The sequence below is a fragment of the Chitinophaga eiseniae genome (assembly GCF_900167135.1).
GTDB lineage: Bacteria > Bacteroidota > Bacteroidia > Chitinophagales > Chitinophagaceae > Chitinophaga > Chitinophaga eiseniae.
In genome coordinates this window covers 1,596,494-1,609,745 of the sequence record NZ_FUWZ01000002.1, presented here as the reverse complement: position 1 = coordinate 1,609,745, position 13,252 = coordinate 1,596,494, and the positions used below count along the sequence as shown (strand labels likewise).

The following is a 13,252-nucleotide window of genomic DNA, read 5'->3' as shown; positions in this document are numbered from 1 at the left end:
AATATTATGAGTAAAATAAGAACCGCTTTTTTTTGCCAGCAATGCGGATACGAATCTGCAAAATGGAATGGTAAATGTCCGAGTTGCGGACAATGGAACACCTTCGTTGAAGAAAGAGTGCAGAAAGATATTCCCGGCAAACAGCACGACTGGAAAAACAACGACGGCGGCAACGGCCGCACCCAGAAAATAGTCAATCTCTCTGAAGTAGTTACCAACGAGGAGAAGAGGTTATTGACGCCCGACAATGAACTGAATCGTGTACTCGGCGGCGGTATCGTTGCCGGCTCACTTGTACTTGTAGGCGGAGAACCCGGCATCGGCAAATCCACGCTCTTCCTGCAAAATGCCCTGCAGCTGAAACAAATAAAAACACTTTATATCAGCGGCGAAGAAAGCGAACAACAAATAAAAATGCGGGCCGATCGCATCAAGAATACCAACGATCAGTTTTATCTGCTCACAGAAACATCTACGCAAACCATCTTCGCTGAAATAAAAAAACTACAGCCGCAACTGGTGATCGTAGATTCCATTCAGACACTACATACACCGCTGATAGAATCGGCACCTGGCAGCGTGTCACAAATCAGGGAGACCACTGCGGAATTACAACGCTTCGCCAAAGAAAGCAACACCCCCGTCTTCCTTATCGGTCACATCACCAAAGACGGTTCCATTGCAGGCCCCAAAGTACTGGAACACATGGTGGACACTGTACTGCAGTTCGAAGGCGATCAGCACTATGCCTATCGCATACTGCGCACCATCAAAAACAGGTTCGGCTCTACTGCTGAACTGGGCATTTATGAGATGACCGGCACCGGTCTCCGGCAGGTGACCAACCCTTCTGAAATACTGATCTCCCAACGGGACGACCTATTGAGTGGTGTCGCTATCGCCGCTACCATGGAGGGGCTTCGTCCGCTGCTGGTGGAAGTGCAGGCGCTCGTCACCCAATCTGTTTACGGCACGCCGCAACGTACCGCCACCGGCTTCGACCTGCGCCGCCTGCAACTGCTGCTGGCCGTACTGGAAAAACGCGGCGGCTTCCACTTTGGCGTGAAAGACGTTTTCCTTAACATCGCCGGCGGCATTCGTGTGGAAGACCCGGCCATTGACCTCGCCGTACTCTGCGCGCTGCTCTCCTCTTATGAAGACAACGCCATCGCCAATAAAATATGCTTCGCCGGAGAAGTAGGCCTGAGTGGCGAAATCAGGGCTGTCAACCGTATCGAACAACGTATTGCAGAAGCGGAAAAACTCGGCTTTCATAAAATATTTATCTCCCGTTATAATAAAAAAGGAATAGATCTCAGCAAATTCAATATAGAAGTGGTGCCGGTAGGAAGAGTGGAAGAAGTATATCAACAATTATTCTGATACACCTCATACTAACCCGATGTTTACCCGTTTGTTATCTCCGTTGGTACAATTGTTTTATCCGCACTGCTGTGAAATCTGCGGAACGGAACTGCCTGCTGCCGGCGACCTGTTGTGTCTGCATTGCCACGACAGCCTTCCACTGACAGGCTTTCACCACTATGCAGACAACCCGGTAGCGGATATTTTCCGCGGACGCCTTCCGGTGGCCCATGCCGTGGCCATTTATTATTACAGTCAGCAATCGGGATTGCAGCAGCTGGTCCACCAGTTCAAATATCATCAGCGAAAAGACATTGCCGGCTGGCTGGGAAAACAGGCGGGCTATATATTACGGTCGGGCCATCTGGCGATGGCTGCCGACTGCCTGGTGCCGGTACCGCTCTTTCCCCGGAAAGAGAAGGAACGGGGCTACAACCAGGCAGCGTTGCTGGCCGAAGGCATTGGTGCCGTTATGGACAAACCGGTGCTTCCCCATGCGCTGCAACGGGTCCAATACACCGGTACGCAAACCAGGAAAAGCAGGACCAGCCGTTGGGAAAATGTGAAAACGGTTTTTAAGGCCAACCCTGCGCTACTAACGGGCAGGCATGTACTGCTGATAGATGATGTTATTACTACCGGCGCCACCACAGAAGCCGCCGGACAGGCCTTGGCAGAGGCCGGCGCAACCGTCAGCATCTGTTGCCTGGCCTGGACTTCGGGCTAACAAAAAGTTAATTCTTTTTGTTCCTGCGGATGCGTATCTTTACACCGTAAAGTCCGTTACACGCTGACTTTACTACCACCGATCATTCCCTCTAAAAATATTATTTATGTTGAGACTGGCCATACTTTGGGTCCTTCTGTTATTTGTAGGTCCGCGTATCTACGAGTTTAAAGTAGATGCAGTTGACGGGGGCAAAATTGATTTCTCCCGTTTTAAGGGTAAAAAAATAATGATTGTCAACACTGCCTCCCTTTGTGGCAATACCCCACAATATGCAGGTTTGGAGAAAATATATCAGAAATACCAGGATAAGCTCGTCATCGTGGGTTTCCCGGCGAATAATTTCGGCTCACAGGAGCCTGGCACTAACGCAGAAATCAAGTCCTTCTGCACCAAAGAATATGCTGTCACCTTTCCCATGGCCGCCAAAATATCAGTAAAAGGGGATAATATCCACCCGCTGTATAAATGGTTGCTGGAAGAAAGCAAAGCCAAACACCTGGAGCCGGCAGACGTTAAGTGGAATTTCCAGAAATACTTACTGGATGAAAAAGGGAATCTCATTGCTGTGTTTTCACCCAAAACACAACCGGATGCACCGGAAGTAATTGCTGCCATTGAAAAATAGCATTACCTCCCTGCCTTTTGCCAACTTAGTGTAATAAAATGCCACACGCCTGCGTATATACCTATACGTTAGCGTGCCTGAGAACATTACAACAAGTGGATACATAATACAGATGAAAAACCAACATTCCGTACACCGCAAAAAAACCGTAGTCCTGGTTTCTACGGTGGTAATGTTGTGCATGGCCGCCTGCCAGCGCAACATAGACACACCAATTCTTTCATGCCCCGAAATGACGATGACTGGCACTGTTCAGAACACCACCCGTTCCATGAACCTTTCCACCAGCACCTTGTTCCGGCAACAGCTGGACAGCGGCGGCGTTAAGTTCCTGAGCATCGAGGCGGTCAATGACAGCTTTAAGCTCGTGTTGAACCTGATGGACGGCCCTTACGGCGACCCTGCCATCGGCAACGACAGCCTGAAGCTGAAAACATACGTATACTCCAAAGCCCGCCGGTTGCAGGGTGGCCTGGTGGTTGCAGCCATCAATAACTCTGCAGACTTTGACTACCTGCGTACCGACACCTCCAGTATCACCATTACTTTTATCAATACCAAACTGAAAAAAGTAAGCGGCACTTTTTATTTTGAGGCGGACAACCATAAGGTTACCGGCTCCGGCACGTTCCAGAATGCTTGTTATGTGACATTACCCTAACCGGTGATTAGCCCCTTTTCAGTATCTTGCGTCCATGCTTTTTTCGGAGATCATAGGACAGGCAGCGGCACAACAGCAGCTGATACAATCCATACAACAGAACCGCCTCAGTCATGCGATGATATTACTGGCCCCCGAAGGAGCCGGCGGTTTACCGCTGGGACTGGCCTTCACCCAGTACCTGGTATGTGAAAACAAGCAGGCGCACGATGCCTGCGGCCAGTGTTCATCCTGCCTGAAAGCGGCGCAGCATATACACCCCGATATTCACTACTCCTATCCGGTGATACCCCGAAAACCAGGTGACAAACCTGTCAGCACGGATTATATTTCCGAATGGCGGGAGTTTGTGACTACCAATCCATATGGCAATGCCTATGACTGGCTGCAGTTTATCGGGGCTGAAAACAAACAGGGGAATATTACGGCTAACGAGTGCCAGGATATTATCCGGAAGCTGAACCTGAAGAGTTTTGAAAGCGGTTATAAGATCCTGCTGATGTGGATGCCGGAATACCTCGGTAACGAGGGCAACCGGCTGCTAAAGCTGATAGAGGAACCACCGGCCAATACGCTGTTTATCCTGATTGCAGAAAATCAGGAACAGATCCTGGCTACCATCCTGTCCCGTACGCATCTGGTGAAAATAAACCCGCTGACCCGGGAGGATATGGAAAAAGCCCTGACGGAAAGGGCGAAAGTTCCGGCTGCCAAAGCCCGACAGGTTGCCACTATTACGGCGGGCAATTACCGGGAGGCTATCTTTTTGCTGCAGCATTCCGATGACGACTACCATGAACTGCTGCGTAACTGGCTCAACTATCTGTTTACCGGCAACCGGGTGGCGCTGCAGGAATGGATCGAAGCAATCTCCAGCGCCAAAACAGGCCGTGAAAATCAGAAACAGTTCCTGCGGTATTTCATCAACCTGCTGGAACATACCATCCGCCTTCAGTATATTGAAAAGGCCCAGCTCGCTTTTTCAGACGAAGAAGTAGATTTTGCCGGTAAGCTGGCGAAACTGGCCAATCTGGAACAAACCCGGCTCATTGCCGATGAGCTGGACAATGCATATTATCATATCGAGCGAAATGCCAATGCTAAAATGTTATTTCATGCATTGTCTATCAAGCTACAATATATATTCAAAAAGAAACCTTTACCCGTTCTGTAATAACCGGAAAGCCGCTCTCCTCTTGTCATAGCATTTCCTTACCTTTGTCATCTCCCGTCCTTTTTGTTTTTCTGAAGGGAAAAGCGTATTTTAAAGGATTGGAGTAACCTGAAATGCTTATTTATAAAATTTAAACTAATTACTAATATGGCTTGTGCCGGATGTGGTACGGGTGTGGAGGGAAAGCCGTCAGGATGTAAGAGTAATGGAGGATGCAGTACGGGAGGTTGTAACCGACTGAATGTATTTGACTGGCTGTCCAATATTCCGCTTGGCGATAGCTTAGCACCATTCGATATTATAGAAGTAAGTTTCAACAACGGCAGCCGTAAGGACTTCTTCCGCAATGTCACCAAACAGCACCTTGACAAAGGTGAGATGGTGACCGTGGAAGGCGTTAGCGGCTTTGATGTTGGCACGGTGAGCCTGACAGGCGAACTGGTAAAACTTCAGATGAAGAAAAGGCGCGCTGAAGACACCCCCGAGATCAAAAAAGTATTACGTCGTTCGAGCAACGACGACCTGCAAAGGATGGCCGATAACAAGGCCCGCGAAAAAGATGCCCTGATAAAATCAAGGGCTATTGCCCGTAACCTGGGCCTCGAAATGAAACTGGCAGAAGTGGAAATACAGGCCGATGGCCGAAAAGCCACCTTCTTCTACACCGCAGACGATCGTGTGGATTTCCGTGAGCTGATCAAGGTTTATGCCTCTGAATTCCGCGCCAAGGTGGAAATGCGCCAGATAGGCGCCCGCCAGGAAGCCGGAAAAGTAGGTGGTATCGGCAGCTGCGGCCGCGAACTCTGCTGTTCTACCTGGCTGTCTGACTTCAAAAGCGTCAACACTACCGCCGCCAGGTACCAGAACCTGTCCATCAATCAGGCGAAACTGTCCGGTCAATGCGGCCGCCTGAAATGCTGCCTCAACTACGAGCTGGATACCTACCTCGACGCGCTGAAGGAATTCCCTGAAGACGCTGACACCATCGAAACTTCCTCCGGTGTCGCCAATCTGCAGAAAAGGGATATCTTCAAAAGCCTCATGTGGTACTCCTATGAGGGCAGCAACAAACAGTATCCGCTGACAATTACCAGGGTAAAGGAAATCCGCCAGCTCAACCGTCAGGGTGTTAAACCTGAGGAACTGAAAGCGGTGGAAGTGGTGACCGCCAAACCCAAAGAAGCCGACCTCGGCTTTGCCGACGTGGTAGGCCAGATCAGCCTTAAATCACTGGAAAAAACAGTACAGAAGCGCAAACAAAAGGATAAAGACCGTCAGAAACAGCAAAAAGCTTCCGATCAGCAGCAGAAGCAGGGCGGTCATCCCAAAAACGAGCCTAAACAGGAACAAAAATCTGCCCAGCAGCGCCATGAACGCCACGAACGCCACCATCCTGATCGTAAAAACAAACAGGAAGGACGCGGCGGCGGAGGCCACCAGCAACGCCAGGGACAAGGCCAGCAAGGCGGACAACCCAAACAGGGCCGTGAACAACAACCACGGCAGGAACAGGGCCCAAAGCCTCAGAATCAGGGAGCCCAGCAGGGACAAGGCGGACAACCCAAACAGGACCGTCGGCCTCCAAGGCATAAACCCAGACCCAAGCCCGATAATAACAACAAAGGATAAAAGAAAAAGACAACCGTAACTGGTTGTCTTTTTTTTGCTTAATTAAGTAGATATATAAAAACTAAAAGGCCGCCCAGACGAGGCAGCCTTTGTTAACAATTGGTTTTTGCTTATGAGAAAAACTTAATAAACACTTTTGATTATCTCTTTCACCAATTCAACAACACGGCTACCTGTGGTCTACTGCGCCTACGACTCACTTTCAAACATCAGCTTATAGTAGTTCAGATTGGTAGCTTCATCATACCCGCGCTCAATCATCTCGCGGTTACCATGAATATACACATGGAAATTGCGGTCCAGTTTCAGTATGCTCTTAAAAACCTTCTGTTGTTTTTTTACTGCCGGGGCCGAAATCTCAAATTCGTCAGGGATCTCCTGTTGATATGTTTGCTGGTACTCATTTCTGAACTCCTTGAAAGAAGCGATCGCGTCCGGATGCCCTAATACTTCCTGTGCAAAATCTTCCAGCTGAAACTGTTCTTTTTCTTTAAAGTAGACAGCCGATTTGTTTAACAAATCTACCTGGTCTACACGGTCCATTTCATATTCGGTTGGCAGCTTGTTGTGAATAAACTGCTTGCACATATTCACCGCAGTCTCTGTCTGATGGTAGCTGTCTTCACGGCGCTGCACCTGTAAAAACGCGTCTTTCCAATAAACTGCTTCTGTTTGTTTGCTGATGCTGTCAACTATGCTGACCTTATAACCGTTTTCTTCTTCTGTATTGAAGATCAGACAACCTTTGTCAAGTTTGTTAATATTGATGCCATCTTCATAGTCCACCTGATAATTCTCATCAGACAAAAACACTTTCAGATAGGTATCCCGGTTTTCCGATTTAAAAATACCGATGGCCGCCACTTCTTCTCCATCCACCTGACATTTGCTAAAGTAGGCTATATAAAGCTCTCCACCTTTGACTTTGGGATGGGTGGAATGTTTATATAGATGTTTGGCTATATTAACAGATTGCTCCTGAAATTCATTCTCGTCAGTAAATATACGTCGACAATATTGAAATATTTCATTCAATTGTAAATCTGCCTCATGATAAAAGCGGAAATATTCCGCTGAATTCGCAAACGGCTGTATAAAATAGGTGACCAGCAGCTGGGCAATGGTCTCATCTTCCAGCTTCAGCGGAGCCTTCGAAAAAAGAAGCGGCTCGTCATTAGCGGGATTGCCTACCTTATGAATCGTAAGCTGAGCAAGGTCTTTGAACTCCGAAACATGAATCATGGGCGCAAAATTAAGAAATAAGTTGACAGTCCCGTTGGCCGATCCCGCAACACCCCTTCCCCCCTCCTTTCTGCCCTCGTTAAAAAATCGGTAATTCTTGAGTAACTTAACCCTTCAAATATTCTAGCTCATGAAAAGACACCTCTATCTGATGGCGCTGATGGCCTGCCATGGCCTTTCCACGTTGGCCCAGCAAACAGAACGCCCGCTCTATCAGGCCCGTGACCTCACCGCCGAGAACATGTTTTCCGTCAATATTGAAGGCCCTAATTTCGATAAAGCCGGTAACTTCTACGTGGTCAACTTCCAAAAAGATGGTACCGTGGGCAAGATCAACACCAAAACCGGCGCAGGGAACATCTTTATCACCCTCCCCGATAGCAGCGTAGGAAACAGTGTCAACTTCAACAGCAAAGGAGATATGTTTCTCCCCGATTTCAAAGGGCATAATGTGCTGCGGGTAGACATGAAAACCCGTAAAATTAATGTATATGTACATTCCGGCCAGTTCAACCAGCCCAATGACCTCTGCATCAATAAAAAAGATCAGATCTTCGCTTCAGACCCCGCCTGGGGCACCAACGGCGGACAGATATGGCGCATAGACCCCAACCGAAAGGCGGTACTGCTCGAAACCGGCATGGGCACCACCAACGGCATTGAACTGAGCCCGGATGAAAAAACATTATACGTCAACGAAAGTGTCCAACGTAAAGTGTGGAAATATGATGTGGACAAAAACGGTAATGTGTCCAACAAAACCCTGTTTACCACTTTCCCCGATTTCGGCCTCGACGGCATGAAATGCGATAAAGCCGGCAACCTGCACATCGCCCGCTGGGGCAAAGGCGTGATCGCTGTATTCACTCCTGAAGGAGAACTGATCCGCGAGGTGCCACTCAAAGGGAAAAACTGCAGCAACCTCATCTTCGGCGACAAAGACGGCAAAACCGTGTATGTTACCCTGCAGGACCGCAAATGCGTGGAAACCTACCGCACCGATATCCCGGGCAAACTCTACTAAGCATTTAGGGATTTTTTGATTTACGATTTTTTGATTTTTTGATTTTTTGATTTTTTGATTTTGTTTCCTGATAAAAGTGCGAAGACCAAAGCGGCTATAAATATTCGCTTTGGTCTTCGCACTTTTATTCGCAAAATCGTACATCAAAAAATCTCCTGAATCCTTATTTAATAATAAGGAGCCAGCCTTTATTCTTAGCCACCGGTATAGGCGTATCTTTCCCGAACGTACGGCCGTCCTGGAAATTACGTATAGCCGGTGCAGTGATCACCGCCCTCGCAGGGTCTATTCCCAGTGCTTTCCAGTCGATGTTCAGTTGTATGGTAGTATTCTCTTTCGCCCAGCTGGCAAGGGAAACCAATACTGCCCCGCCTTTCTTGTAAATTGTGGCAGGCACCTGCGCGTTGTTGGTTTTCACCGGGCTGTTCTCCACCCAGTAACCGATCATTTCAGCGCCCTGCATACCAAAATCGTCCCACACTTTCCAGATAGGCCGGGGATCGGCATTGTCAGACCAGGGCATCCGGCTGGTCATGCCATATACCATGCCTCTCCACGGATTGCCGCCGTCCTGCAGCATTTCACCCATCAGACCGAAAGGAATGCCGCTCACTTCTGTCAGGAAGAAATCAGGGCTGTTATTTTCATAATCAAAATACTCGCCGAACCAAAGCCTGTTCAGATAAGGGAAATGCTCCATATAGAGCATAGCGCTGTTGATAAACCCATCTGACTTATTGTATTGGTTGGCAGAGTGCAGATCGATGATACCCGGATGTCCTGACTGGGTAAGCGTTCTTTTAATACGCTTCATCGTCACCCGGTCGAAGGCCACGTCATCGAGATAAATACCGTCGATGCCCACATTTTGCACCAGCCAGTTCATGCCCTCCACATAGTAGTTGTGCCAGCGGTTCATGCCACTGTTGATGATCGCCGCATCCTTAAATTCCGGCACAAACCACGCCGCAATGTAGTCACTGTCCACATGCTCCTGCAGCCACGAGAAACCACCGCCTTTACCGGGGCTGTACACCTCATGGCCCAGGCTGCGCAGCGGGAAGGTCTCCCATGCGTGATTGGACAACTCGCGCACCGTATTGTATATTTTCACCTTCAGCCCTTTCCTATGGGCTTCGTCAATGTAATCCTTCATCTTCTTCCATTCTATGAACGGATAGTTGATCCATGGATTGATATCATTGCCATGGTGGATATTAACGACGGTAGCGCCGGTAGCCTTAATGCTGTCCAGGTTATTGTACTTGTGATAAAAACGGGTGCTCCACTGGAAATCGGTATTGATCGGGTGAAACGGGGTAATGATGAGGTGGAAATTAAAATACAGCGTATCCCCTTTACGCAGGGTACGTTCACCACTATACGCATTTACCAGGATCGCTTTTCCTTTCTCACCGATGGTGATACCGCCTTTATCGCCATTACCCCATGAAACCGGCAACAGCAAAGGCTTTTGCAGATAAAAATTGGTATTGAGCGGCCGTACATAATGTTCATCCCGGAGGGTAAACTGCAGGCCGGCGTTGACATCGCCAAGCCAGGCGCCGTCCTGGTTTTTATGCTGTACGTCCCACTTCCAGTCTATTTTCTCCGGGCGGGCGCCTCCTTTCTGATTCAGGCCCATCATGTATTTCGCCGCTGTTTTCTCCAGAGGCAGATGCAGCGTAATGTCTTTCAGGGCTACGTCTTCGAGGGCGGTCACTTTCACGGTATAGTCCATATACCCGTCGAACTCAAGAGACGCATGTACGTCCATTTTCAGGCCGGTGGTGGTATTGGAGGCTTTCCAGCTGATTTTGCCGGCTTCTTTGCCGGTCAACCGCCAGCCGTTATTCTTCCATTTCAGGTCTTTACCATCAGCGGCGACGAAGTGGAAGTGTACTGGTTCTGTCAATATGTTTTTAGCCTGGTTGGACAGGGAGGTCATTTCCGGTGTGAAGAAGGTCTGTATCTGCGCCGGGAACCCGTCTTTATGAATACCTACTTTGCGCCCCAGCAGGCTGATAACGCTGTCTTTCATGTCCAGTGGCGTGTAAGGCGCGATCACGGAATTATCCTGTGCCAGCGTAGAGTTGAGCCATTTAAGACGGGTTTGTTTCCAGGGTTCGTTGAACCCGCTGCTGACCGCTGTTTTGCTGGTCACGGTAAGTGTGATCCTCACCGGCATGGCAGGCTTGCCTTCCGGGTGAATAGTGGCCACGCCTTTATACACGCCCGGTGCAGCATCGGCCGGCACGTCTATACCGCACCACATGGCCTGCACGGCCCCTTCCGGGATGTTGACAGTGGCGGTAAGGGGCTGTGCGTCGTAAGTTGTACCCTGTGTGTTGATGCATTGCAGCTGCGATGCCGGGATCGTTTTCCCGTCGGTGGTTTTAAGATCGTTGAAATGGACCTGCACCCGCTTCAGTGGCCTGAGGGCATAAACGCCCAGCTGAAAGGCATAGTACTCTCCTTTATTGGCCTGGCCTGCAAAACGCTGAGAAGGGCCGCGCTGTATCCATCGCTGGGGCAGGTCTCGCGTCATCCGGATGGGGAAAGCGCGGTCTTCGGGGAATACGAGATAGCCTGCGCCGGGATGCTTCAGCAACAGCTGTTTCACCTCTGCGGCGGTGGCTATCACTTCCATCGGGTAAAAGGTATTAAACGTATCGATGGCTTCCAGCTCTTTTACCACGGCGTTGGGTTTTGCCGGTACTGTGATCGTGTTCGCCCAGCTGTTGCCGCTGGCCGGTTCCGGCGCCAGGTAGGCGCTTTTCGGATAATTGGGCCGCCCTTCGTTTTTATAGGGAAGATAATAGATGTAGTAGGTCCCTTTTCCGGACACCGGGTCAAAAACGATGTCGCCCTTTTCCCGGTTGATGGACACGGGAAACACGCGGCTGACGGGCTGTTTGGTCCGCGCATCCTGCACGATGATACGTTTCTGTTCAGGATGACGGTCATGGCGGCGCCATGGAATAATGACGCGGGCCGGGCCCGTGGCGCCGCTGAAAGAGACCACCGCGCGGTGATTACCGAGCGAATCGGTATCCCAGCTATTGTTACCGGCGGTGTACTTCACCTGTGCGTTGGCAGCGCCGAAGAAAGCGAGCATAACGCCCGCCAGCAGCGTGCCTTTCCGCCCGAGGCGGTCATGATATTTCGTTTGATGCATCAACAATTATTTTACTTTTTTCACTTGATCACTGCGGGGCTTAATTTACGCAGGATGGCGGTTTTTTTCACAGATAATTACATAAATGGAAAAGCCCCGCAGTGCGGGGCTTTCGGGTGTCAGATATGGTTATTGTATTGGATTCTGTACCAGGTTGGGGTCCAGCAGGATCTCCGACTCGGGAATGAAGTGCACCACTCTTGCATCGGTGTACTTGATCGTTTGCGGATGCTCCGGCTGTACGCCCGGATAATCACGGAAAACATTCCTGTTGTTACGGAAGAGGTCAAACACGCGGTGTGTTTCAAACGCCAGCTCCAGGCGGCGTTCATCCAGCACTACGTCCAGTACGGAAGGATAGCCCTGCATATTGGCGGAGGAGAACAGGGCGTTGCCGCTCAGACCTGCGCGGGCACGGATAATGTTCACATCTGCCAGTGCTTCCGGGGCCTTGCCCATTTTAGCATTGGCTTCCGCCCGGATGAGGTACATTTCGGCCAGGCGCAGTACTACCGGGGAGCTCAGGGTAGGCACGTTGTCCTGGTTGCTGTACTTCAGGATGTACCACTTCGGTACGTTATTGCGGGAAGCCAGTACCTTGTTCCCGCCGGCGTCTACCGAATCCTGCCCTGATTGTGCTTTCAGGTATACGGGCTGTACAAAGGCGTGCCGCACATCCTGCGGATATTTGTCCAGCAGCGCGCGGTAAGACTGGGAGGCATATACTTCTCCGTATCCCATACCACCGGGCGACATGTAATACATGGAGCCAAGGGAGCTCCAGGTGCGGTCGTCCTGTAAGGTGTGATGAATGGCAAAGATCGTTTCGTTGTTGATGTCGTTGCTCTTGGTGAAATAACGAGGTAATTCCGCTGTGCCGGCCAATGTATATTTACCGCTGATGATCACAGAGTCTGCATAGATGGCAGCGGAGTCATTACGTCCCATATAGAGATAAGTCCGTGCCAGCAGTGCCATTGCCGCTCCTTTGGAAGCGTAGCTGCTGGTGTTGTCGTTGTTCATCAGCGCTTTGGCGCGGGAGAGGTCCGCCACGATCTGTGCATATACTTCTTTTACGGTATTGCGTTTAGGCATAGCCGTTATATCATATTTAGTCACAACGGGCACGCCTAAGTTGGTTTCAGGGCTTTGGCTGTAAGGACGGCCAAAGGACCGCACCAGTCCAAAGTGAACGAAGGCACGCATAAACAGGTTCTCGCCGATCAGCTGATTCACCGCAGGGGACTTTCCTTCCGGCATTACTTCCAGCAGTCTGTTACAACCGTTCACCACTTTATAGGCCATACGCCACAGCTGGCCGGTATTTCCCTGATTGGTGAGATGACCGTAGGTGTAAGAGTAAAACAGCGGGTCAGTGGTAGCGCCGCTCAATGCCACATCATCACTGGGAAATTCTCCCATCTGAAAATAGTTACGCGTAAAATTCTCTTCTTTGAGCAACGCATAATTACCGATAGTGGCGGCCGGCCATTTCGTTTCATCTTTCAGCACGCCGTCATCGGGCAATGCGCTGTATGGTTCTTTATCGAGCGAACAGGAGGCAGTAAAAGCCACCAGAGAAAGCCCTGCTATATATTTAGTTATCTGTTTCATGATAATATCT

General features: G+C 49.8%; 10 protein-coding genes. 7 read left to right on the top strand and 3 right to left on the bottom strand.

Going from position 1 to position 13,252, the window contains the following annotated elements:
• Window positions 1–6 precede the first annotated feature (6 nt).
• The 6 genes from radA to B5D63_RS16200 all read left to right on the top strand — a co-directional run bounded on the left by radA (window position 7) and on the right by B5D63_RS16200 (window position 6,184).
• A complete protein-coding gene (radA, locus tag B5D63_RS16225; RefSeq protein WP_078669823.1) occupies window positions 7–1,383 on the top strand; it encodes a DNA repair protein RadA in 1,377 nt (458 codons plus the stop codon).
• A 19-nt stretch (window positions 1,384–1,402) separates the two neighbouring features.
• Complete coding sequence (locus tag B5D63_RS16220) at window positions 1,403–2,092, top strand: ComF family protein (protein WP_078669822.1); 690 nt, start codon at window positions 1,403–1,405, stop codon at window positions 2,090–2,092.
• 106 nt (window positions 2,093–2,198) lie between these two features.
• Window positions 2,199–2,720 carry a glutathione peroxidase gene (locus B5D63_RS16215; protein WP_078669821.1) on the top strand — a complete coding sequence of 174 codons (522 nt, stop codon included), beginning with the start codon at window positions 2,199–2,201 and terminating at the stop codon, window positions 2,718–2,720.
• 112 nt (window positions 2,721–2,832) lie between these two features.
• Window positions 2,833–3,381, top strand: a complete 549-nt coding sequence (locus tag B5D63_RS16210; protein WP_143312941.1) for a DUF6252 domain-containing protein — start codon at window positions 2,833–2,835, stop codon at window positions 3,379–3,381.
• A 34-nt stretch (window positions 3,382–3,415) separates the two neighbouring features.
• Window positions 3,416–4,555 (top strand): DNA polymerase III subunit, encoded by a 1,140-nt coding sequence (locus tag B5D63_RS16205; RefSeq protein ID WP_078669819.1) that lies wholly within the window; start codon window positions 3,416–3,418, stop codon window positions 4,553–4,555.
• 147 nt (window positions 4,556–4,702) lie between these two features.
• Window positions 4,703–6,184, top strand: a complete 1,482-nt coding sequence (locus tag B5D63_RS16200; RefSeq protein ID WP_078669818.1) for a PSP1 domain-containing protein — start codon at window positions 4,703–4,705, stop codon at window positions 6,182–6,184.
• 189 nt (window positions 6,185–6,373) lie between these two features.
• Here the strand turns inward: B5D63_RS16200 and B5D63_RS16195 are convergent, their stop codons facing one another.
• Complete coding sequence (locus B5D63_RS16195; protein ID WP_078669817.1) at window positions 6,374–7,426, bottom strand: nucleoid-associated protein; 1,053 nt, start codon at window positions 7,424–7,426, stop codon at window positions 6,374–6,376.
• A 130-nt stretch (window positions 7,427–7,556) separates the two neighbouring features.
• On the opposite strand from B5D63_RS16195, the gene B5D63_RS16190 reads away from it, so the two are divergent.
• Entirely contained in the window at window positions 7,557–8,450 is an 894-nt protein-coding gene (locus B5D63_RS16190) for an SMP-30/gluconolactonase/LRE family protein (protein ID WP_078669816.1), read from the top strand.
• A gap of 163 nt (window positions 8,451–8,613) precedes the next feature.
• On the opposite strand, the gene B5D63_RS16185 is transcribed toward B5D63_RS16190, so the two are convergent.
• Both B5D63_RS16185 and B5D63_RS16180 read right to left on the bottom strand, forming a co-directional pair.
• Window positions 8,614–11,628: a glycoside hydrolase domain-containing protein gene (locus B5D63_RS16185; protein WP_235021552.1), complete on the bottom strand. Its 3,015-nt coding sequence runs from the start codon at window positions 11,626–11,628 to the stop codon at window positions 8,614–8,616.
• 129 nt (window positions 11,629–11,757) lie between these two features.
• Window positions 11,758–13,242, bottom strand: a complete 1,485-nt coding sequence (locus B5D63_RS16180; protein WP_078669815.1) for a RagB/SusD family nutrient uptake outer membrane protein — start codon at window positions 13,240–13,242, stop codon at window positions 11,758–11,760.
• Window positions 13,243–13,252 lie beyond the last annotated feature (10 nt).

Bases quoted from the DNA above. Each gene is read 5' to 3' on its own strand.
- B5D63_RS16205 (WP_078669819.1), top strand. From the start codon at position 3,416: ATGCTTTTTTCGGAGATCATAGGACAGGCAGCGGCACAACAGCAGCTG.
- B5D63_RS16220 (WP_078669822.1), top strand. From the start codon at position 1,403: ATGTTTACCCGTTTGTTATCTCCGTTGGTACAATTGTTTTATCCGCAC.
- B5D63_RS16210 (WP_143312941.1), top strand. From the start codon at position 2,833: ATGAAAAACCAACATTCCGTACACCGCAAAAAAACCGTAGTCCTGGTT.
- B5D63_RS16180 (WP_078669815.1), bottom strand. From the start codon at position 13,242: ATGAAACAGATAACTAAATATATAGCAGGGCTTTCTCTGGTGGCTTTT.
- B5D63_RS16215 (WP_078669821.1), top strand. From the start codon at position 2,199: ATGTTGAGACTGGCCATACTTTGGGTCCTTCTGTTATTTGTAGGTCCG.
- radA (WP_078669823.1), top strand. From the start codon at position 7: ATGAGTAAAATAAGAACCGCTTTTTTTTGCCAGCAATGCGGATACGAA.
- B5D63_RS16195 (WP_078669817.1), bottom strand. From the start codon at position 7,426: ATGATTCATGTTTCGGAGTTCAAAGACCTTGCTCAGCTTACGATTCAT.
- B5D63_RS16200 (WP_078669818.1), top strand. From the start codon at position 4,703: ATGGCTTGTGCCGGATGTGGTACGGGTGTGGAGGGAAAGCCGTCAGGA.
- B5D63_RS16185 (WP_235021552.1), bottom strand. From the start codon at position 11,628: ATGCATCAAACGAAATATCATGACCGCCTCGGGCGGAAAGGCACGCTG.
- B5D63_RS16190 (WP_078669816.1), top strand. From the start codon at position 7,557: ATGAAAAGACACCTCTATCTGATGGCGCTGATGGCCTGCCATGGCCTT.